Here is a 21,574-nt window from a genome sequence, read left to right as displayed (position 1 = left end):
GGCCTGCGCGCGACGACGCTCGCTCCCCTGGGGAGCCGCGGGGGCCGGGGAGCCGCAGGCCCGGAGTTCTCTCCGTGCCTGCGCTCCCGCCCACTCGGCGGACGGCGGTTGCGCGCGGCGGGGCGGCCTACCGGCCGACCTCGGCCGCGGCGCGGTCGAGCGCCAGCGGGTCGGTCACCGTGCCGGTCTGCTCGTCGAGCGGCCCCTGCGCCAGCCTGGTCACCTCTGCGGGGACCGGCGGCGCGAGGTCGGCCGTCGAACGGAGACCGGACAATACGTCGTCGGGTCGTACGGCGGGTGTGGCGTGTCGTACTACCAGGCGCAGTATCGCACAGGGAGCACCCGTACGAACATCGTCCGCACCGTCCGTGGCCGTGTTGTCACCGATCCCGACCAGGGCGGCGTCCGCCGGGGCGAGCCCGATGGCGGCGACGGCGGCGCGCGCGTCGAAGGTGCGCAGGCCGTTCTTGGTCATCCGCTGGACCTCGACCGCCTCGGCGGCCAGGAAGGCGGCGGCGGCCTTCTCGGCCTCGGCGGGCTCCACGCCGGGCAGGCGCAGCAGCCACTCGGAGGCCTCCAGGCGCTCCACGAAGTTGCTCGTGGCGACCTCGACGGCCTCGGTGATGTCCAGGCCGGGGGGCAGCGACTCGTCCAACTGGCGGCGCAGCGCCTCCGGGTCGCGGCGCTCGGCGAGGCCGATCTCCAGGTACTCGGCCTCGCTGGCGGTGCCGGTCGGGGCGGCGTTGGCGTAGGAGACCTTGGGGTGCGGGGTGAAGCCCGCGGAGTAGGCCATCGGGACGGCCGAGCGGCGGAGCGCGCGCTCGAACGCCCGCTGGAAGTCCCGGTGGCTGGTGAAGCGCAGACGGCCGCGCTTGGTGTAGCGGAGACGGATGCGCTGCACCGTCGGCGCGGGCGGCGGACCGTCGGGCGTGCGGCGTGCCAGGGGGCTCAGTCCTTCGTCAGTGGTCCCCGTCCGGCCTCGCACCGCGTGCGGCTCCGGCCGGACCTTGTCCTCACCAAGGGTACGCGGTGCGTCAGCCGAACAGCGCCCGCCGTACCTCCCGGGCGACCCGGCGGACCTCCGCCTTGACGGGCCACCAGACGCTGCGGCGCACCCACCGGCACGGGGCCACCACGGTGAAGCGCCAGATCCGCCCGCCGAGCCGCCAGGCCCAGACGAACGCCAGCCACAGCGCGCGCAGCACCGGGAACAGCACCGGCCGCCACAGCCCGTGGTAGAACGCCTTGCCGACCGGCACCACCACCCACCGCCAGAAGGCCCGGACCGGCACCGCGACCAGGTAGTACGCCAACCAGGCGACCACCTTGCCGAACCCGACGGCCAGGTACGCCGCCCCGCGCCCGATCGGGACCAGCACGTAGTTCCACAGCGCCTTCAAGGCCGGCCGCAGCACCCACTCCCACAGCCAGGTCAGCGGCACCACCACCAACCACCGCCACAGCCACCCCACCGGAACGACCACCAGCCAGTGGATCACCGGCCAGAGCACCCAGTTCCACAGCAGCCGCAGCGGCCACAGCAGCACCTTGTCGACCACCCAGCCCACGCCGCGACCGATCAGCACCACCAGCTCCCACAGCAGCCGCAGCGGCACCACGACCGCCACCACCACCGGCCGCACCACCGCGACCAGGCACCCCCCGCCCTGCTGCGGCTGCCCCTGCTGCTGAACCATCGTCACTCCCCGTAGGCCGTTCGGCCGATGGTAATACCCAGGCAAAGGGCCCCCGCCACGGGGTCGTGGCGGGGGCCCTGCGGTGAGGGTGCGTCAGCTGTTGACGACCGTCAGGGGGAGCAGCTTCTTGCCGGTCGGGCCGACCTGGATGTGGGTGTCCATCTGCGGGCAGACGCCGCAGTCGAAGCACGGGGTCCAGCGGCAGTCCTCGACCTCGACCTCCTCCAGCGCGTCCTGCCAGTCCTCCCAGAGCCAGTCCTTGTCGAGGCCGCTGTCCAGGTGGTCCCAGGGCAGCACCTCCTCGTAGGAGCGCTCGCGGGTGGTGTACCAGTCGACGTCGACGCCGGTGCCGGCCAGACCCTTCTCGGCGCAGGACATCCAGCGGTCGTACGAGAAGTGCTCGCGCCAGCCGTCGAAGCGGCCGCCGTCCTCGTAGACCGCCCGGATGACGGCGCCGACCCGGCGGTCGCCGCGGGAGAGCAGGCCCTCGATGATGCCGGGCTTGCCGTCGTGGTAGCGGAAGCCGATGTTCTTGCCGAACTTGCGGTCGCCGCGGATCGAGTCGCGCAGCTTGGTGAGCCGCTCGTCGGTGGCCTCGGCGGACAGCTGCGGGGCCCACTGGAACGGGGTGTGCGGCTTGGGGACGAAGCCGCCGATCGAGACCGTGCAGCGGACGTCGTTGGTGCCGGTGACCTCGCGGCCCTTGGCGATGACGTTCTTCGCCATGGTGCCGATCTGGAGGACGTCCTCGTCGGTCTCGGTGGGCAGGCCGCACATGAAGTACAGCTTCACCTGGCGCCAGCCGTTGCCGTAAGCGGCGGCCACCGTGTTGATGAGGTCCTCCTCGGACACCATCTTGTTGATGACCTTGCGGATCCGCTCGGAGCCGCCCTCGGGGGCGAAGGTGAGGCCGGAGCGGCGGCCGTTGCGGGACAGCTCGTTGGCCAGGTCGATGTTGAAGGCGTCGACCCGGGTGGAGGGCAGCGAGAGACCGACCTTGTCCTCGGCGTAGCGGTCGGCCAGGCCCTTGGTGATGTCGGCGATCTCGGAGTGGTCCGCGGAGGACAGCGAGAGCAGGCCGACTTCCTCGAAGCCGGTGGCCTTCAGGCCCTTCTCCACCATCTCGCCGATGCCGGTGATGCTTCGCTCCCGCACGGGGCGCGTGATCATGCCGGCCTGGCAGAAGCGGCAGCCGCGGGTGCAGCCGCGGAAGATCTCCACCGACATCCGCTCGTGCACGGTCTCGGCGAGCGGGACGAGCGGCTGCTTCGGGTAGGGCCACTCGTCAAGGTCCATCACGGTGTGCTTGGAGACCCGCCACGGCACGCCGGGGCGGTTCGGGACGACGCGGGCGATCCGGCCGTCGGCCAGGTACTCGACGTCGTAGAACCGCGGGACGTACACCCCGCCGGTCTTTGCCAGCCGCAGCAGCAGTTCGTCGCGGCCGCCGGGGCGGCCCTCGGCCTTCCAGGCCCGGACGATGTCGGTGATGTCCAGGACGGCCTGCTCGCCGTCGCCGATCACGGCGGCGTCGATGAAGTCGGCGATCGGCTCGGGGTTGAACGCGGCGTGACCGCCCGCGAGGACGACCGGGTCGTCCATGGTGCGGTCGGCGGCGTTCAGCGGGATGCCGGCCAGGTCGAGCGCGGTGAGCATGTTGGTGTAGCCGAGCTCGGTGGAGAACGACAGGCCGAACACGTCGAACGCCTTGATCGGGCGGTGCGCGTCGACCGTGAACTGCGGGACGCCGTGCTCGCGCATCAGCGCTTCCAGGTCGGGCCAGACGCTGTAGCTGCGCTCGGCGAGGACGCCCTCGCGCTCGTTCAGCACCTCGTAGAGGATCATGGTGCCCTGGTTGGGCAGGCCGACCTCGTAGGCGTCCGGGTACATCAGCGCCCAGCGCACGTCGCAGGAGTCCCAGTCCTTGACGGTCGAGTTGAGCTCGCCACCGACGTACTGGATCGGCTTCTGGACGTGCGGGAGGAGGGCCTCCAGGCGTGGGAAGACCGATTCGACAGTCATGCGCAAGGACCTTTACGGCAGAAAAAGCAGTGACCCTTCAGGGTAGCCGAGCCCCGAGGGTCACCGTCTCCACACCGATGACCGGCGCTAGACCCCTATCGGCCGCTGGGAGCGCACCGACTGCAGCAGGCCGATCGCGATCCAGACCGCGAACATCGAGGAGCCGCCGTAGGAGACGAACGGCAGCGGGATGCCCGCGACCGGCATGATGCCGAGGTTCATGCCGATGTTCTCGAAGGCCTGGAAGGCGAACCAGGTGACCGCGCCGGCCGCCAGGATCGTCCCGTACAGGTCGCTGGCCTGGCGCGCTATCCGGCAGGCGCGCCACAGGATGACGCCGAGCAGGCCGATCATCAGCAGGCCGCCCGCGAAGCCGAGTTCCTCGCCCGCGACGCTGAACACGAAGTCGGTCTGCTGCTCGGGGACGAACTGGCCGGTGGTCTGGGTGCCGTGGAACAGGCCCATGCCGGTCAGGCCGCCGGAGCCGATCGCGATCCGGGCCTGGGCGGTGTTGTAGCCGACGCCGGCCGGGTCGAGCGCCGGGTTGGCGAAGGCCGCGAAGCGGTCGATCTGGTACTGGCTGAGGACGCCGAGCTTCCAGATCGCCAGCGCCCCGGCGGTGCCGCCCGCCAGCAGGCCGACCACCCAGCGGTTGGCGGCGCCGGAGGCCAGCAGCACGCCGAGCACGGTGACCACCATGACCATCACCGAGCCGAGGTCCGGCATCAGCATGACCACGGCCATCGGGAAGCCCGCCACCGCCAGCGACTGCAGCACGCTGCGGGTGGGCGGGAACTCCCGCTCGCCGGTGTCGACCCGGGAGGAGAGCACCACGGCCATGCCCAGCACGATCGCCAGCTTGGCGAACTCGGCGGGCTGGATGGAGAAGCCGCCGCCGAACTGGATCCAGGAGTGCGCGCCGTTGATGGTCGAGCCGAGCGGGCTGAGCACCGCGAACAGCAGCAGGATCACGGCCAGGTAGATGAACGGCACCGCGGTGCGCAGCCGCCGGGTGCCGAGCAGGATCACCGCGACGCACAGGCCGATGCCGATCACCAGGTTGGTCAGGTGCCGGTACAGGAAGTACTGCGGGTCGCCGTGGGTCAGCGAGTCCCGGCCGCGGGTGGCGGACCAGACCAGCAGCGAGCCGACCAGGGAGAGCGCCAGCGCCGCCAGGATCATGATCCAGTCGAGCCGCCGCAGCGGGGAGTCCTTGGCCAGCGCCCGGGCCAGCGAGGAGCGCCGGGGGGCGAGGCGGACGGAGCGGTAGGAGTCGTACGAGGTCATGCCCGGCCCCTTCCGTACCCGCCGACGCGGGTGGGTGCGACGGCGGCCAGCAGGACGCTCGCCGGCTGGTCGGCCTGGGCAGGCGGGGCCGGGTCCAGGAAGGTGGCGCCCGGCTCGTAGCTGAAGGTGGTGGGGACGATCGCGGTGCCGTCCGGGTTGAACTTGGGCAGTTCGGCCTGCGGCTTGGGCAGCAGCGCCTTGCCGTTGTCGATGTTGCCCTTGTCGTCGACGCCGTACAGCGCCTGGTAGATCCGGCGCACCGAGTCGCCGGAGCCGCCGGAGCCGGTGCCGCCCTGGCTGATCGTCATGACCACCGCGTAGTCGTTGCTGTAGGTGGTCAGCCAGGAGGTGGTCTGCTTGCCGGCGACCTCGGCGGTGCCGGTCTTGGCGTGCAGCTCGATCTTGCCCTGCGGCCAGCCCGCGCCGGTGAACTTCCAGGCGGCGGTGCCGGAGGTGATGACGCCCGCGGTGGCCTGGTCGATGTACTCCAGCAGCTTGCCCTGGGCGGGGATCTTGCCGTCCTCGTGCGGGGCGATGTCGCGCACCAGGGTGCCGTCGGGGCTGACGACCGCCTTGCCGATGGTGGGCCGGTACAGCGTGCCGCCGTTGGCGAGCGCCGAGTAGATCCGGGCCATCTGCAGCGGGGTGACCAGGGTGTCGCCCTGGCCGATGGCGAAGTTGACCATGTCACCGGCGCGCATCTGGTTGCCGTCGGCGCAGTTCTCGCGGGCGATCTCGTCGGCGTACTCGTGGCCGCCCTTGGCCGCCTGCTCGCACCAGGAGTTCTTCATGGCGTCGTAGTACGACTGCTTCCACTGCCGGTCGGGGACCCGGCCGGCCACCTCGCCGGGCAGGTCGATGCCGGTCTTGGCGCCGAGGCCGAACTCGTGGGCGGTCTTGAAGAACCAGTCCTGGGCGTCCTTCTTGGGCTTGAGGCCGCCGTCCTTCATCCACTGGTCGTAGGCCAGGCCGTAGAACACCGTGTCGCAGGAGACCTCCAGGGCCTTCTCCAGCGAGATGTCGCCGAAGCTCTCGGACTCGAAGTTCTTGAACTCTCGGCCGCCGATGGTCAGCGACTTCGGGCACGGGTAGTGCCCGTTGAGGTCGTAGCCGGCCTGCACGGCGGCGGTGGTGGAGATCACCTTGAAGGTGGAGCCGGGGGCGGACTGACCCTGTATGGCCCGGTTGATCAGCGGGTAGTTGGAGTCCTTGCTGTTCAGCGCCTCGTAGTCCTTGGCGGAGATGCCGCCGACCCACAGGTTGGGGTCGTAGGTGGGGGCGCTGGCCATCGCCACGATCCGGCCGGTGTGCACGTCCATCACGACGGCCGCGCCGGAGTCGGCGATGTAGTTCCGGCTGGTCTCCTTGTCGTAGACCTTGCGGGCCTCGGCCATGGCCTGGGCCAGCTGGTCCTCGACCACCTTCTGCACCCGGGCGTCGATCGAGGTGACCAGGTTGTTGCCGGACTGCGCGGGGGTGTTGCCCGCGCTGCCGATCACCCGGCCGAGGTTGTCGACCTCCAGCCGGTCGACGCCGGTGGTGCCGCGCAGGTCGTCGTCGTAGACCGACTCCAGGCCGGCCCGGCCGATCTGGTCGGACGGCAGGCGGCGCTCCCGGCCGGTCTTGTCGGCGGTCTTGGTGACCTCCTCGTCGGTGACCGGCGAGAGGTAGCCGAGGATCTGGGCGGCGCTGGCGCCCTCCGCGTTGGTGTAGCGGCGCAGCGCGGTGGGCTGGGCGGTGACGCCGGGGAAGTCCTCTCGGCGCTCCATTATCTGCATCGCCTGCTGGGTGGTGGCCTGCTGGGTGACCGGGATCGGCTGGTACGGGGAGCCGTTCCAGCACGGCTGCGGCGTCTTGGCGTCGCACAGCCGGACCTTGTTCCTCACCTCGTCGGCCGGGACGCCCAGGACGTCGGCGAGCCGGGTCAGCACCGCCTTGCCCTTGTCCTTCTGCTGGAGCAGCGCGGTGCGGGAGACCGACACCACCAGCTTGGTCTCGTTGCCGGCCAGGATCCGTCCGGAGGCGTCCAGGATCTCGCCGCGGACGGCGGGCTCCACCACCTCGCGGATGTGGTTGCCCTGGGCCTTCTCGGTGAACTCCTTGCCGTTGCGGATCTGCAGGTACCACAGCCGACCGCCGAGGGTGGCCAGCAGCGACAGGACCAGCACCTGGAGGACGACCAGCCGGATCGTCACCCGGCGGGTGCGGCCGGTCTCGGGGATGTTGCTCACGTGCGCGGACTCCGTCCCGGCTCAGGGGCGCTTGGCGAGGCCGAGCGCGCGCTTCTTCTTGTAGGGGGTGGCGGAGGGCTCGCGGGTGGTGCGGTAGCGGGCCAGCGCGCCGAGGCCGGAGCCGCCGTCCGCGCCGCGCACCGTCTCGTTGAGCACCCGGTCGCCGTCGAAGCGGCGGGCCAGCAGCATCACCAGCGGCACCGTGAAGGGGGCCAGCAGCACGTCGTACAGCAGGGCGCTGAACACCAGGCCGGTCAGGCCGACGTGCCGGGCCGCGGTGTCGCCGACCAGGGCGCCGACCGTCGCGTACAGCAGGGTGGAGGCCACCGCGGCGACCGCCACCACGCCCAGCGCGGACAGCGCCGAGCGCTGTCGGCCGCCCTCCGGCTTGAGCAGGCCGGCGCCGTAGCCGACGAGGCACAGCACCAGCGCGTACCGGCCGATCGCGTGGTCGGACGGCGGTGCGACGTCGGCCAGCAGGCCGGCGCAGAAGCCGACCAGGCAGCCGCCGGTCGGCCCGTACACCAGGGCCAGGCCGACCACCACCAGCATCAGCAGGTCCGGGGTGGCGCCGGGCAGTTGGAGCCGGCCGAGGACGCTGACCTGGACCACCAGGGCCAGCACGAGCAGGACGGCGGACAGCAGGGTCCGGTTCAGACGCGGCATCAGTTCCCCCCGGTGGTCGGCGGTACGGCGGCGATCGGCGCCTGCGGGTTGCCCGCGGCGCCGGCGGACGCGGCGGGCACCGGCGGCAGCACCGCGTCGCGCGGGTCGGTGCGCGGCGGGACGACCACCACGCCGACCAGGTCGAGCCGGGTGAACTGCACGTACGGCTCGACCAGGATGGTCTTGGTGAGCTGGCCGGGGGTGGCCTGCACCTCCTTGACGGTACCGACCGGCACGCCGGGCACGAACGGGCGGCCGCTCTGCGAGCCGAAGGTGACCAGCCGGTCGCCCGCCTTGACCTGGGCCCGGCCGTTGAGCAGCTCGATCCGCATCGGCGAGGCGCCCTGGCCGGCCGCGAAGCCGATCTCGCCGCTGCCCTCCAGCCGGACCCCGGCGGTGAAGCCCGGGTCGGAGGCGAGCAGCACGGTGGCGGTGGTGGGCGCGACGGTGGTGATCCGGCCGACCAGGCCCTGGCCGTCGATGACCGTCATGTCGCGGGTCAGGCCGTCGTCGCTGCCCGCGTCGATGGTGATCGTCCAGGAGAAGCCCTGGGCGGCGCCGATCGCGATCACCTGGGCGGCCTTGACGGTGTAGCCGCCGGAGCCGGCGGTGCGCAGCATGTCGTCGAGCTGCTTGGTGCGCCCGGTCGCGGCGTCGGAGGAGGCGAGCTTCTGGCGCAGCTCGGTGTTCTCGCGGGTGATCTGGTCCAGGCGCTGCTGGTGGGTGCCCGCGTCGCGGATCGCCCGGATGTAGCCGGCCACCGGGTCGACCGCGCCCGCCGCGGCGTCCTCGACCGGGCCGAGCGCGGAGGCGGCGGCCCGGCGGGCACCGCCGAGCGGCGAGTCCTCGCCGCCCTTGATGTCCACGGTGATCAGTGCGAAGGCCACCAGGACCAGCAGGACCAGCAATAGTCGACTCTGTCGGGTGTCCCTCACGGTGCCGCCGCCGCCCCTTCGTGCCGGGTGCTCTTCTGCCCGGCTCGGTGTGTAGTTCGAATTGCCTTGCTCAACGACGCGGCTGGGCGTCCAGTACCTGCTGGAGTGCCTCGAACTCCTCGACGCACTTGCCCGCCCCCAGCGCCACCGAGTCCAGCGGGTTCTCCGCGATGTGCACCGGCATGCCGGTCTCCCGGCGCAGCCGCTCGTCCAGGCCGCGCAGCAGGGCGCCGCCGCCGGTGAGCACGATGCCGCGGTCCATCACGTCGCCCGCCAGCTCCGGCGGGCACTGGTCCAGGGTGGTCTTCACCGAGTCGATGATCGAGTTCACCGGCTCGTCGATGGCCTCGCGGACCTCGGCGGCCGAGATCACCACGGTCTTCGGCAGGCCGGAGACCAGGTCGCGGCCGCGGATCTCGGCGTGCTCGTCCTTCTCGCCCTCCAGGCCGAACGCGGAGCCGATCGACATCTTGATCTGCTCGGCGGAGCGCTCGCCCAGCAGCAGGCTGTACTCCTTCTTGATGTGCTGGACGATCGCGCTGTCCAGCTCGTCGCCCGCGACCCGCAGCGACTGGGCGGTGACGATCCCGCCGAGCGAGATCACCGCCACCTCGGTGGTGCCGCCGCCGATGTCGACCACCATGTTCCCGGTGGGCTCGTGCACCGGCAGGCCCGAGCCGATCGCCGCGGCCATCGGCTCCTCGATGATGTGCACCTGGCGGGCGCCGGCCTGCATGCTGGCCTCGACCACGGCGCGGCGCTCGACGCCGGTGATGCCGGAGGGGACGCAGACCACGACCCGCGGGCGGACCAGGTAGCGGCGGCGGTGGATCTTCATGATGAAGTACCGCAGCATCCGCTCGGTGATCTCGAAGTCGGCGATCACGCCGTCCTTGAGCGGGCGGATCGCGACGATGTTGCCGGGGGTGCGGCCGATCATCTTCTTCGCCTCGGCCCCGACCGCGAGGATCCCGCCGGTGTTGGTGTTGACCGCCACCACCGACGGCTCGTTCAGCACGATGCCCTTGCCCCGGACGTACACCAGCGTGTTCGCGGTGCCTAGGTCGATCGCCAGGTCCCGGCCGAGAAACGACAGGTTGTTCGCCATGGGATGTCGTGAGCCTTCCCGAGTTTCGGATCAAGGGCGGGGAGCGGGCCGGCCGTACGGGCCCGCGGCAGGGCTGACGGCGGCTGAGCAGCCGCTCCGTGCCCGTGAGGTGGGTCCATCGTAGTCACGCCGGTCAGCGCGGGCGGCGGGTACGGCGTGCCGCCCATTCTCCGGGGGCGAATCGGCTTCTCCTGGCATTGGGACGCCGTGTCGGAGGGTAGGGTTCCGTGATTTGACGATTAACGCCCAGAGGGAGCAACCGGACCCGCCACCCGGCTCCTGAGCTGCGACTTCCCCCGGATCGGTGCCCCATGCCCGGTGTGGGCACGGGGCACCGGATCGCTACAGGATCCTCACGCGTGGGCCGGGAAGAAGATCTTGATCTCGCGCTCGGCCGACTCCGGGGAGTCCGAGGCGTGGATCAGGTTCTCCCGGGTGATGGTCGCGTAGTCGCCGCGGATGGTGCCCGCGCCGGCCGCCAGCGGGTCGGTCGCGCCGGCCAGCGCGCGGATGCCGGGGACGACGTTCTCGCCCTCGACGATCAGCGCGATCGACGGGCCGGAGGTCATGAAGCCCAGCAGCGGCTCGTAGAAGTCGCGGCCGACGTGCTCGGCGTAGTGCTGCTCCAGGGTGGCGCGGTCGAAGGTGCGAAGCTCCATCGCAGCGAACCGCCAGCCGGCCTTGCGCTCGATCCGGCTGATGATCTCGCCGGCCAGGCCGCGCTTCACGGCGTCGGGCTTGAGCAGGACGAGAGTGCGCTGGGACACGGGGCGGCTCCTGAGGTGGGTCGATCGGGCCTTGACTGTGCCCCCGACACTACCCCGGCCGGGTGGCCGGGCCGGTCGGGGGCCGCTGGCCGGGCCGGTCAGGCGGCGGCCGGGGCCGCCTCGGCCGCCGCCTGGGCGGCCGCCCGCTGGGCCTTGAGCACGTCGATCTTGCGGCCGTAGTGGACCGAGCACCACCACAGGCCGCCGAAGACCAGGCCGAAGGCGTACATGGTCGGCAGCACCAGGCCGCTGGCCAGCACGGCCACCTGCAGCGCCCAGCCGACGTACACGGCGCCGGGGCGGGTGATCACGCCGCAGAGCAGCACGCACAGGGCGATCGCCACCGCGCTGACCGCCCAGATGGTGCCGGTGCCGACGTCGGTGAGCTTCATCGCGACCAGGCCGGCGAACATGATCAGCAGCGCCTCGCCGATCAGCGTGGAGGAGCACAGGGTGCGCATCGGCGGTTACTTCCTTCCGAACAGCAGGCGCGCCTCGCCCACCGTGATGACGGAGCCGGTGACCAGGACGCCGGCGCCGCCGAGGTCCTCCTCCTCGGCCAGGGTGACGGCGGCGTCGATCGCGTCGTCCAGGCGGGGCTCGACCTGCACCCGGTCCTCGCCGAAGACCTCGACGGCGAGGGCGGCGAGCCGGTCGACCGGCATCGCGCGGTGGGTGGAGTTCTGGGTGACCACGACCTCGGCGAGGATCGGCTCGAACACCTCCAGCAGGCCGGTGACGTCCTTGTCGCCGCTGGTGGCGATCACGCCGACCAGCTTGGTGAAGCCGAAGGCCTCGCCGAGCGCGTTGACCGCGGCCTGCGCGCCGTGCGGGTTGTGCGCGGCGTCCAGGATGACGGTGGGGCTGCGCCGGACGACCTCCAGCCGGCCCGGCGAGGAGACGCCGAACAGCGCCTGCCGGACCTTCTCCTCGTCCAGGTGCTCGGCGCCGCCCTGGCCGATCCCGAAGAAGGCCTCGACGGCGGCCAGCGCCAGCGCGGCGTTCTGCGCCTGGTGGTCGCCGTGCAGCGGGATGAAGAGGTCCTGGTACTCGTGGCCGCCGAGGCCGCGCAGGGTCACCAGCTGGCCGCCGATCGCGACCTCGCGGCGCAGCACGCCGAACTCCATGCCCTCGCGGGCCACCGTGGCGTCCACCTCGACGGCGCGGCGCAGGATCTGCTCGGCGGCGTCCAGCTGCTGCTGGGCGACCACGGCGAGGGCGCCGGGCTTGATGATGCCGGACTTCTCGACCGCGATCTCGCCGGTGGTCTCGCCCAGCTTGTCGGTGTGGTCCAGGCCGATCGGGGTGATCACGGCGACCTGGGCGTCGATCACGTTGGTGGCGTCCCAGGAGCCGCCCATGCCGACCTCGACCACCGCGACGTCCACCGGGGCGTCGGCGAAGGCGGCGTACGCCATGCCGGTGAGCACCTCGAAGAAGGACATCGCGACCGGCTGGGCGGCGTCCACCATCCGCACGTAGGGCTCGATGTCCCGGTAGGTCTCGACGAACTTCTCGGGGGTGATCGGCGCGCCGTCCAGGCTGATCCGCTCGGTGACGGACTCCACGTGCGGGGAGGTGTAGCGGCCGGTGCGCAGCTCGAAGGCGCCGAGCAGCTGCTCGACCATCCGGGCGGTGGAGGTCTTGCCGTTGGTGCCGGTGATGTGGATGGAGGGGTAGGAGCGCTGCGGCTGGCCGAGGATGTCCATCAGCGCCTCGATCCGGTCGAGCGAGGGCTCCAGCTTGTTCTCCGGCCAGCGGGTGGCCAGCTCGGCCTCGACGGCGCGCAGTTCGGGGTCGGTGCCGCCGGCGTCGGCGGGACGGACGGTGTAGGGGTTGGGCTCGGCCTTGTCGCTCACCCCGCCAGTCTAAGGACTCCGTACCTCCGGGACGGACGGGCGCCCCGGGGCGCGGGCCCTCTTGACACCGGAATTGGTCTACTCCACCGTGTAGTCGCTCCCACCCGTTCCACGTTCGAGGCTCCACGTTCGAAGCTCCCCGCACCGCACTCCCATCGACACTCCCCCACATGGAGATGGCATGCGTGCACTACCGCCCCGACCCCAGCCGGTCCGCCGCCCTGGACGGGCCCTGCTCGCCGGACTGGTCGCGGCCTCCACCGGCCTGGCCGGCCTGCTGATGGCCGGCACCGGCACGGCCACCGCCGACGTCGCGCCCAACGTGAACGTGATCGCCAACGGCGACTTCTCGGCCGGCAACCACATCAGCCCGTGGACCTGCGGCCCGACCGTCACCGCGGTCGACAACGCCGCCACCGGCTGGGACCTGCAGGGCTCCCCCGCGGGCACCGACTACGCCAACTGCAGCCAGAGCGTCACCGTGCTGCCGAACTCGACGTACACCCTGAGCGCCGTGGTGCAGGGCGGCTACGTGTTCGCGGGCGTCACCGGCACCGGCGGCACCGACCCGTCCACCTGGAGCTCCAACTCCGGCTGGAACACCCTGAGTTCGACCTTCACCACCGGCGCGTCCACCACCTCGGTGTCGGTCTGGTTCCACGGCTGGTACGGGCAGACCCCGTTCACCGTGGACAAGGTCTCGCTGGTCGGCCCGGGCACCGGCGCCAGCCCGTCCCCCTCGCCCACCGGGACGGTGGTCGTCGACCCCTCGCCGAGCGTCTCGGTCAGCGCGTCGCCGTCGCCCTCGCAGAGCACCATGACGATGCCGCCGCCGCCCAAGAAGCGCCTGCTGACCGGCTACTGGCAGGACTTCTACAACGGCGCCACCCCGCAGCGGATCAGTGACGTCCCGGCCGCGTACGACATCATCGCGGTGGCCTTCGCGGACGCCACCAGCACGCAGGGCGGGATCAGCTTCACCCTGGACCCGACGCTCTCCAGCAAGCTCGGCGGGTACACCGAGGCCCAGTTCAAGGCCGACATCGCGGCCAAGCGGGCGGCGGGCAAGAAGGTGATCATCTCGGTCGGCGGACAGAACGGCACCGTCTCGGTGTCCAACTCCACCGCCGCGACCAACTTCGCCAACTCGGCGTACGCCCTGATCCAGCAGTACGGCTTCGACGGCATCGACATCGACCTGGAGAACGGCGTCAACGCCACCTACATGTCGCAGGCGCTGCACGCGCTGCAGGCCAAGGTCGGGGCCGGCTTCGTGCTGACCATGGCGCCGGAGACCATCGGCATGCAGTCCACCGGCGGCGAGTACTTCAAGCTGGCGCTGGCCACCAAGGACATCCTGACCATTGTCAACATGCAGTACTACAACAGCGGGGCGATGCTCGGCTGCGACGGCGGCGTGTACGCGCAGGGCACCGAGAACTTCCTCACCGGACTGGCCTGCATCCAGTTGCAGGGCGGCCTGCGCGCCGACCAGGTCGGCCTGGGCGTCCCGGCCTCCACCAGCGCGGCGGGCGGCGGCTACGTCAGCCCGTCGGTGGTCAACAGCGCGCTGGACTGCCTGGCCTACGGCACCAACTGCGGCTCCTTCAAGCCGAGCCAGACCTGGCCGGCCATCGGCGGCGCGATGACCTGGTCCACCAACTGGGACGCCACCGCGGGCAACCAGATCGCCAACACCGTCGGCTCGCACCTGCACGCGATGCCGTGACCTGACCCACCACCGGGCGCGGCCCGGGGCGGGAGCCACCCGCCCCGGGCCGCGCAGTGACGATCCGTCAGTACACGCCGCGGGGCGTCGGCAGCCGACCGGCGTGCCGGCGGCGCAGCTCGGCGGCGATCTCCTCGGCCTCGCCCTCGGGCAGCAGCGGCAGCATCATCGCCACCGCCTGCACCAGGCCGCCCAGCAGGTAGGTGGTGTCGGGCGTCCCCGCCACCAGGGTGCGCACCCGGTCGGCGTCGCCCGCGGCGACGGCCTCCAGCAGCAGGGCGGCGCCCGCGGCCTCCTCGTCCACCGGCACCTGGGAGGTGTCCTGCGGGGCGCGCCGGGCCAGGCCGCGCAGCACCCGGTCGGCGACCTCGGGGGCGTAGGCCTTGCGGACCGCCTCGGCGGCGATCCACACCAGCAGGGTGGCCACCTCGCGCTCGACGTGCTCGGCCAGCAGCCGGTCCAGCTCGGTGTCGAAGGCGACCTGGTTCCCGTGCCGGAAAGCCAGCAGCAGCGTCGCCGCCCTGGCCTTGGCCGCCTCCACTTCTTCCCTCGGAAGTTCGTCCGGAAGTTCGTCGACCAACTCCCCGGTCGCCATCATGCGCGCACCCTCCGTTCGTGCCCCGCCCGAATGGGAACGTCGCCCACCGTACACACCGGAAGTGCAAAGGTCGCTGAACGCGCGGGGATGGTCGGCGCAATGCATTCCAATTGACGCGGAACGCCAATTGCCGGGGAATGACGCCGAATAGGGGGTGCGCGATCCGCACCGCGACGCGCGGGCAAGGGAATTGACAGCCCGCCGGGAACAACGCGGGAAAAGACGGAGGGCCGCCGCCCCGGGGGGAGCGACGGCCCTTCCTGACGTGCGGTCAGCCCTGCGGCAGCGCCGCGAGCTGGGCGGTGATCCGCTCGATGTCGGCCTCGGCGGCCGCGAGTCGGGTGCGGATCTTGGCGACCACCTCGTCCGGCGCCTTGGCCAGGAAGGCCTCGTTGCCGAGCTTGCCGGTGGCCTGCGCCTTCTCCTTCTCGGCCGCCGCCAGGTCCTTCTGCAGGCGCTTGCGTTCGGCCGGGACGTCGATGGTGCCGGACAGGTCGAGCTCGACGGTGGCCCCGGCCACCGGCAGCGAGGCGGTGGCGTGGAAGCCCTCCTCCGGCGGCGTCAGGCGCAGCAGCGAGCGGATCGCGGCCTCGTGCACCTCCAGCCGGTGGCCAGCCAGCCCCAGCCGGGCCGGGACCTTCTGGGTGGCGTTCAGGTTCTGGTCGTTGCGGAACCGGCGGACCTCGGTGACCAGTTGCTGCAGCTGGGCGATCTCCGACTCGGCGTCGGCGTCCCGGTAGCCGGAGTCCTTCGGCCACTCGGCGACGACCACCGACTCGGCGCCGGTGAGCGTCGTCCACAGCGCGTCGGTGACGAACGGGACGATCGGGTGCAGCAGGCGCAGCGTCACGTCGAGCACCTCGCCGAGGACCCGGCGGGCGTGGTCGGCCTGCGCGCCGCCCTTGTTCAGGGTGGTCTTGGAGAGCTCGACGTACCAGTCGAAGACCTCGTCCCAGGCGAAGTGGAACAGCGCGTCGGAGACCTTGGCGAACTCGAAGTCCTCGTACAGCGCGTCGACTTCGGCGACCGTCGCGTTCAGCCGGGACAGGATCCAGCGGTCCGCGGCGGTGAGCTCCTCCGGCGCGGGCAGCGGGCCCCGGACGGTGGCGCCGTTCATCAGGGCGAAGCGGGTGGCGTTCCAGATCTTGTTGCAGAAGTTCCGCGAGCCCTTGACCCAGTCCTCGCCGATCGGCACGTCCGCGCCGGGGTTGGCGCCGCGGGCCAGGGTGAAGCGGACGGCGTCGGCGCCGTAGGCGTCCATCCAGTCCAGCGGGTCGACCGCGTTGCCGGTGGACTTCGACATCTTCTTGCCGAACTCGTCGCGGACCAGGCCGGTCAGCGCGACCGTCTTGAACGGGATCTCGCCGTCCATCGCGTACAGGCCGAACATCATCATCCGGGCGACCCAGAAGAAGATGATGTCGTGGCCGGTCAGCAGCACGTCGGTCGGGTAGAACTTCTCCAGGTCGGCCGTCCGCTCCGGCCAGCCGAGGGTGGAGAACGGCCACAGGCCGGAGGAGAACCAGGTGTCCAGGACGTCCGGGTCCTGGGTCCAGCCCTCGCCGGTGGGGGGCTGCTCGTCCGGTCCGACGCAGACGACCTCGCCGTCGGGGCCGTACCAGACCGGGATCCGGTGGCCCCACCAGAGCTGGCGCGAGATGCACCAGTCGTGCATGTTGTCGACCCAGTCGAAGTAGCGGCGCTCCAGCTCCTTCGGGTGGATCTCGACCCGGCCGTCGCGGACCGCGTCGCCCGCGGCCTTGGCCAGCGGCTCGACCTTGACCCACCACTGCAGCGACAGCCGCGGCTCGACCACGGTCTTGCAGCGCGAGCAGTGGCCGACCGCGTGGTCGTAGGGGCGCTTCTCGGCGACGATGCGCCCCTGCTCGCGCAGCGCGCCGACCACGGCGGCGCGGGCGTCGTGCCGGTCCAGGCCGAGGAACGGGCCGTGCACCGTGATGGTGCCGCGCTCGTCCATCACCGTCAGGTTCGGCAGGTCGTGGCGCTGGCCGATGGCGAAGTCGTTCGGGTCGTGCGCGGGCGTCACCTTGACGGCGCCGGTGCCGAACTCCGGGTCGACGTGCTCGTCGGCGACGACCGGGATCTCGCGGTCGGTCAGCGGCAGCTTGATCGTCCGGCCGACCAGGTGCGCGTAGCGCTCGTCGGTCGGGTGGACGGCGATCGCGGTGTCGCCGAGCAGGGTCTCGGCCCGGGTGGTGGCGACCACGATCGAGTCGTCCCCGTCGCCGTAGCGGATCGAGACCAGCTCGCCCGGGACGTCCTCGTGGTCGACCTCGACGTCGGAGAGCGCGGTCAGGCAGCGCGGGCACCAGTTGATGATGCGCTCGGCGCGGTAGATCAGGCCGTCGTCGAAGAGCTTCTTGAAGATGGTCTGGACGGCCTGGGAGAGGCCCTCGTCCATGGTGAAGCGCTCGCGGGACCAGTCCACGCCGTCGCCGAGGCGGCGCATCTGGCCGAGGATCCGGCCGCCGTAGTTCTCCTTCCACTCCCAGACCTTGTCGACGAAGGCCTCCCGGCCCAGGTCGTGCCGGGACAGGCCGGCCTCGGCGAGCTGCTGCTCCACCTTGTTCTGGGTGGCGATGCCCGCGTGGTCCATGCCCGGGAGCCAGAGCGCCTCGAAGCCGAGCATCCGCTTGCGGCGGGTCAGCGCGTCCATCAGCGTGTGCTGGAAGGCGTGGCCCAGGTGCAGGGCGCCCGTGACGTTCGGCGGCGGGATGACGATGGTGTACGCCGGCTTCTCGCTCTTCGCGTCGGCCGTGAAGTAACCGCGCTCCACCCAGCGCTCGTACAGCTCGCCCTCTACCTCGGCCGGGGCGTAGGTCGTCGGGAGGGTGGCTGCGTCGTCCCCGGGGTGAGAGCTCGCGGGGCGCTGGTTCGTCGTGTCGGTCACGACGCACAGTTTACGGAAGGCCGGACCGCGGTTACGAACCGATTGTGTCCGGACCACTCGGGCGGGATGGGGGGACCGTACGATAGCGTGCCGCTTGCTCGACCAATCGACCGACCGGATGGCCGCGGAACTCGTAAGCGGCGGGGGAGACTGACGACTGATGTACGGCCAGGGGCAGGGACCGCAGCAGTATCCGCAGGGGCAACCGCAGCAGCCTTACGGCGCGCCGCCGCCGCAGCCCGGCTACGGGGGCGGCCAGCCGCCCGCGTACGGCGCTCCGCAGCCGCAGCCCGGCTACGGCGCCCCGCAGCAGCAGCCCGGGTACGGCTACCCCCAGCAGCAGCCCCCGGCCCCGCAGCCCGGCTACGGGCAGCCCCCGGCGCCCCCGCAGCAGTGGGGCGGCGCGCCCCAGCAGCCCGGCTACGGCGGCTACCCGCCGCCCGCCCCGTCCAAGGGCAAGGGCGGGATCATCGCCCTGGTGGTGGTCGTGGGGCTGGCCGCGATCGGCGGCGGCGTCTGGTGGGGCCTGAAGGGCGGCAGCAACGCCGGCTCCGACACCGTGGGCAAGTACAAGCTCGCGGCGCAGGACAGCGTGGCGGGCTACACCAAGAAGTCGTCCAGCGAGAAGGGCTCGCTGAAGGGCCTGGACGGGGTGGGGACCTTCGAGGGCTCGCTGACCGTCACCTACCAGAAGAGCACCACCAACCTGGCCAGCTTCAGCGGCAGTTGGGGCAAGGTCGACGACCCGGGCAAGGCGATCGACGCCATGACCGGCAAGCTCGACGAGGCGATGAACGGCTCCGCGGGCGAGGGCGACAGCGAGGGCGGCAAGGCGGTCTGGAAGCAGAAGCTGACCTCCGCCGACGCCCAGGACTCGAAGGACCCGGGCAGCAAGCTGAGCTGCGGCCTGCTCGGCTCCGACCAGGCGGACTCCAAGGAGACCATCCCGGTGTGCATCTTCGCGACGCACTCCACCATCGGCACGGTGACCGTCAACAACCTGGACCCGAAGGGCAAGCAGCTCTCGGTCAGCGAGACGGCCGCACTGGCCCGCCAGATGCGCGACGCCTCGACCGTCGCCAAGTAGACCCCCAGCACCACCTCCACGCGCGAACGGAGTCCCAGCCGTGTCCGACAACCAGTTCGGCCCGCCGCAGCCCGGTTTCGGGCCGCCGCCAGCCCCCGGCGCCCCCGTACCCCCGCAGGGCGGGGCCGCCCCGCAGCCCGGATACGGCTACCCGCAGCAGCAGCCCCAGCAGCCCTGGGGCGGCGGCGCGGTGCCGCCCCAGCAGGGCTACCCGGCCGGTGCGCCCGCCGGGTACCCGGCGGGCGGCTTCCCCGGCTACCCGGCTCCGCCGCGGAAGTCCCGCAAGGGCCTGTGGATCACGCTGTCGATCGTGTCCGCGGTGATCCTGGCGGGCGTCGGCGTGATCGGCTACTTCGCCTACGACACCGTCTCGAAGACCGGCAAGTACAAGCTGGTCCTGCCCGCGACCTTCCAGGGCCTGAGCAGCGAGGCCGGGGCGGAGGAGGCCCAGCAGTTGGCCGACGAGATGAAGAAGGACGCGGCCTCCGACCCCGACTCCCTGAAGATGGAGGGCACCGTCGCGGCCTTCTACGCCTCGGAGGACCAGAGCCGGGCCGTGATCGCGGCCGGCGGCTACGGCAAGGTGGCCCGGCCGGACTTCCAGGTCGACCAGCAGTTCAAGCAGTTGCAGCAGGAGGGCGACACCGTCTCCGGCCGGAAGACGATGGACGCCGGTCCGCTCGGCGGGACGATGTCCTGCGGCCTGGTCACGATGAACTCCGACACCGAGCTCAACGTCTGCGTCTGGGCCGACTACTCGACCGTGGTGATCGTGATGGAGGGCAACCAGGACGGCACCACCCTCGACAAGGTCGCCGCCGACGCCCGCGAGCTGCGGCAGGCCTCCGAGGTCGCCAAGTAACGCTCGCCGCACGGCAGTTCGGCTGACGCAACGCAGCAGGGCCCCGCACCGTCGAACGGTGCGGGGCCCTGCTGCGTTGCGTCAGCCGTCGGCCGGGCGGCGGCTCAGGCCGGGCGGCGGCTCAGGCGCTCTTGTCCCGGCGCTCGCGCTTGATCATGTCGCGCGGGACGAGGGTCGGGATGGCGTGCTTGGAGACGACGTCCCCGGTGACCACCACGCGGGCGACGTCCTGCCGGGACGGGACCTCGTACATCACGGACATCAGCACCTCCTCCATGATGGCCCGCAGACCGCGCGCGCCGGTGCCGCGCAGGATCGCCTGGTCGGCGATCGCCTCCAGCGCGTCCCGGGTGAACTCCAGCTCCACGCCGTCGAGTTCGAACAGCTTGCGGTACTGCTTCACCAGCGCGTTCTTCGGCTCGGTGAGGATCTGCAGCAGCGCCTCGCGGTCCAGGTTGTGCACGCTGGTGATGACGGGGAGGCGGCCGATGAACTCCGGGATCATCCCGAACTTCACCAAGTCCTCCGGCATCACCTGACGGAAGTGGTCCGCCGAGTCGACCTCGCGCTTGGAGCGGATGGTCGCGCCGAAGCCGATGCCCTTGGCGCCGGCCCGGCCCTCGATGATCCGCTCCAGGCCCGCGAACGCACCGCCCACGATGAACAGCACGTTGGTGGTGTCGATCTGGATGAACTCCTGGTGCGGGTGCTTGCGGCCCCCCTGCGGCGGCACCGAGGCGGTGGTGCCCTCCAGGATCTTCAGCAGCGCCTGCTGCACGCCCTCGCCGGAGACGTCCCGGGTGATCGACGGGTTCTCGCTCTTGCGGGCGACCTTGTCGATCTCGTCGATGTAGATGATCCCGGTCTCGGCCTTCTTGACGTCGTAGTCGGCCGCCTGGATCAGCTTCAGCAGGATGTTCTCGACGTCCTCGCCGACGTAGCCGGCCTCGGTCAGCGCCGTGGCGTCCGCGATCGCGAACGGCACGTTCAGCATCCGGGCCAGGGTCTGCGCCAGCAGCGTCTTGCCGGAGCCGGTCGGGCCCAGCAGCAGGATGTTGGACTTGGCCAGCTCGATCGCGTCGTCCCGGCCGCTGCCGGAGCGCCCGGCCTCACCGGCCTGGACGCGCTTGTAGTGGTTGTAGACCGCGACCGACAGCGCCTTCTTGGCGAGGTCCTGGCCGACCACGTACTGGTCGAGGAACTCGTAGATCTCGCGGGGCTTCGGGAGTTCCTCGAAGCGCACCTCGGAGCTCTCGGCGAGCTCCTCCTCGATGATCTCGTTGCACAGGTCGATGCACTCGTCGCAGATGTACACGCCTGGCCCGGCGATCAGCTTCTTCACCTGCTTCTGCGACTTGCCGCAGAACGAGCACTTGAGCAGGTCGCCACCGTCTCCGATGCGTGCCACGAGGTGCTTCCCCTTCGCCAGGGGCCCCGCGGGGGTCGGGGCCTGGTGCTGTGAGACCGGCTGCGCCGTCGGCGGTCGGTCTGGTATCCGACGGTACTCTGCCGAGCCGCTGTTTCCGCCGACTTCGACCGCTCTGCCCTACGCCCTGGGCGAATTGATACCGAACAGATGCCGTCGCGGGTGCATGGACCCGACTGCCCATTGTGCGGGACGGGAGCCCGGACCGGAACGCCCCGGGGGGGGGGGGGGGGGGGGGGGGGGGGGGCGCGCCGGGGGGGGGGGGGGGGGGGGGGGGGGGGGGGGGGGGGGGGCACGGTCGGCGGCGCGGCCCGGGCGGCGGACGGGCAGCGGGTGCGGGAGGCCGTGCCGTTGGCGAAGAGCTCGACGAAGAAGAAAAAGAAGAAGAA

Annotated in this window: 17 protein-coding genes; 3 read left to right on the top strand and 14 right to left on the bottom strand. The window is 71.4% G+C overall.

Features of this window, described 5'->3' with window-relative positions; genetic code table 11:
• Positions 1–127: 127 nt before the first annotated feature.
• The 11 genes from ACFY00_RS34165 to ACFY00_RS34115 all read right to left on the bottom strand — a co-directional run bounded on the left by ACFY00_RS34165 (position 128) and on the right by ACFY00_RS34115 (position 12,572).
• Positions 128–901 (bottom strand): TIGR03936 family radical SAM-associated protein, encoded by a 774-nt coding sequence (locus ACFY00_RS34165; RefSeq protein ID WP_388037076.1) that lies wholly within the window; start codon positions 899–901, stop codon positions 128–130.
• A 133-nt stretch (positions 902–1,034) separates the two neighbouring features.
• On the bottom strand, positions 1,035–1,697 hold the full coding sequence (locus ACFY00_RS34160; RefSeq protein ID WP_388037074.1) for a hypothetical protein: 663 nt from the start codon (positions 1,695–1,697) through the stop codon (positions 1,035–1,037).
• A 93-nt stretch (positions 1,698–1,790) separates the two neighbouring features.
• Positions 1,791–3,719, bottom strand: coding sequence for a TIGR03960 family B12-binding radical SAM protein (locus ACFY00_RS34155; protein WP_388037072.1), 1,929 nt, complete (start codon positions 3,717–3,719; stop codon positions 1,791–1,793).
• 87 nt (positions 3,720–3,806) lie between these two features.
• Complete coding sequence (gene rodA, locus ACFY00_RS34150) at positions 3,807–5,006, bottom strand: rod shape-determining protein RodA (protein ID WP_388037069.1); 1,200 nt, start codon at positions 5,004–5,006, stop codon at positions 3,807–3,809.
• Positions 5,003–7,237, bottom strand: coding sequence for a penicillin-binding protein 2 (gene mrdA / locus ACFY00_RS34145; RefSeq protein ID WP_388037066.1), 2,235 nt, complete (start codon positions 7,235–7,237; stop codon positions 5,003–5,005). The genes rodA and mrdA overlap by 4 nt, the downstream gene beginning before the upstream one ends.
• Positions 7,238–7,258: 21 nt before the next feature.
• Entirely contained in the window at positions 7,259–7,903 is a 645-nt protein-coding gene (gene mreD / locus ACFY00_RS34140) for a rod shape-determining protein MreD (protein WP_388037063.1), read from the bottom strand.
• Positions 7,903–8,838, bottom strand: coding sequence for a rod shape-determining protein MreC (gene mreC / locus ACFY00_RS34135; protein WP_388037061.1), 936 nt, complete (start codon positions 8,836–8,838; stop codon positions 7,903–7,905). The genes mreD and mreC overlap by 1 nt, the downstream gene beginning before the upstream one ends.
• Positions 8,839–8,908: 70 nt before the next feature.
• Positions 8,909–9,934 carry a rod shape-determining protein gene (locus ACFY00_RS34130; protein WP_030458241.1) on the bottom strand — a complete coding sequence of 342 codons (1,026 nt, stop codon included), beginning with the start codon at positions 9,932–9,934 and terminating at the stop codon, positions 8,909–8,911.
• Between the two features lie 365 nt (positions 9,935–10,299).
• A complete protein-coding gene (gene ndk, locus ACFY00_RS34125) occupies positions 10,300–10,713 on the bottom strand; it encodes a nucleoside-diphosphate kinase (RefSeq protein WP_033250228.1) in 414 nt (137 codons plus the stop codon).
• Between the two features lie 98 nt (positions 10,714–10,811).
• Positions 10,812–11,174 carry a DUF4233 domain-containing protein gene (locus ACFY00_RS34120; protein WP_388037058.1) on the bottom strand — a complete coding sequence of 121 codons (363 nt, stop codon included), beginning with the start codon at positions 11,172–11,174 and terminating at the stop codon, positions 10,812–10,814.
• Between the two features lie 6 nt (positions 11,175–11,180).
• Positions 11,181–12,572: a bifunctional folylpolyglutamate synthase/dihydrofolate synthase gene (locus ACFY00_RS34115; RefSeq protein WP_388037056.1), complete on the bottom strand. Its 1,392-nt coding sequence runs from the start codon at positions 12,570–12,572 to the stop codon at positions 11,181–11,183.
• A 181-nt stretch (positions 12,573–12,753) separates the two neighbouring features.
• Between ACFY00_RS34115 and ACFY00_RS34110 the strand changes: the two genes are divergently transcribed.
• Complete coding sequence (locus ACFY00_RS34110; RefSeq protein WP_388037054.1) at positions 12,754–14,301, top strand: chitinase; 1,548 nt, start codon at positions 12,754–12,756, stop codon at positions 14,299–14,301.
• 67 nt (positions 14,302–14,368) lie between these two features.
• Here ACFY00_RS34110 and ACFY00_RS34105 read toward each other — a convergent pair whose 3' ends face one another.
• Both ACFY00_RS34105 and ACFY00_RS34100 read right to left on the bottom strand, forming a co-directional pair.
• Positions 14,369–14,899, bottom strand: a complete 531-nt coding sequence (locus tag ACFY00_RS34105; RefSeq protein WP_388037052.1) for a hypothetical protein — start codon at positions 14,897–14,899, stop codon at positions 14,369–14,371.
• Between the two features lie 271 nt (positions 14,900–15,170).
• Positions 15,171–17,810: a valine--tRNA ligase gene (locus ACFY00_RS34100; protein ID WP_388037049.1), complete on the bottom strand. Its 2,640-nt coding sequence runs from the start codon at positions 17,808–17,810 to the stop codon at positions 15,171–15,173.
• A 160-nt stretch (positions 17,811–17,970) separates the two neighbouring features.
• On the opposite strand from ACFY00_RS34100, the gene ACFY00_RS34095 reads away from it, so the two are divergent.
• Positions 17,971–18,897, top strand: a complete 927-nt coding sequence (locus ACFY00_RS34095; protein ID WP_388037046.1) for a hypothetical protein — start codon at positions 17,971–17,973, stop codon at positions 18,895–18,897.
• Between the two features lie 40 nt (positions 18,898–18,937).
• Positions 18,938–19,759 carry a hypothetical protein gene (locus ACFY00_RS34090; protein WP_388037043.1) on the top strand — a complete coding sequence of 274 codons (822 nt, stop codon included), beginning with the start codon at positions 18,938–18,940 and terminating at the stop codon, positions 19,757–19,759.
• A gap of 121 nt (positions 19,760–19,880) precedes the next feature.
• On the opposite strand, the gene clpX is transcribed toward ACFY00_RS34090, so the two are convergent.
• The gene (gene clpX / locus ACFY00_RS34085; RefSeq protein ID WP_033250235.1) at positions 19,881–21,167 is read right to left on the bottom strand and encodes an ATP-dependent Clp protease ATP-binding subunit ClpX; all 1,287 of its coding nucleotides are present in this window, start codon (positions 21,165–21,167) and stop codon (positions 19,881–19,883) included.
• Positions 21,168–21,574 lie beyond the last annotated feature (407 nt).

This window comes from Kitasatospora sp. NPDC001540 (assembly GCF_042894345.1).
Lineage (GTDB): Bacteria > Actinomycetota > Actinomycetes > Streptomycetales > Streptomycetaceae > Kitasatospora > Kitasatospora phosalacinea_C.
The sequence above is the reverse complement of the archived record's forward strand: the minus strand, read 5'-3'. Positions and strand labels throughout refer to the sequence as shown.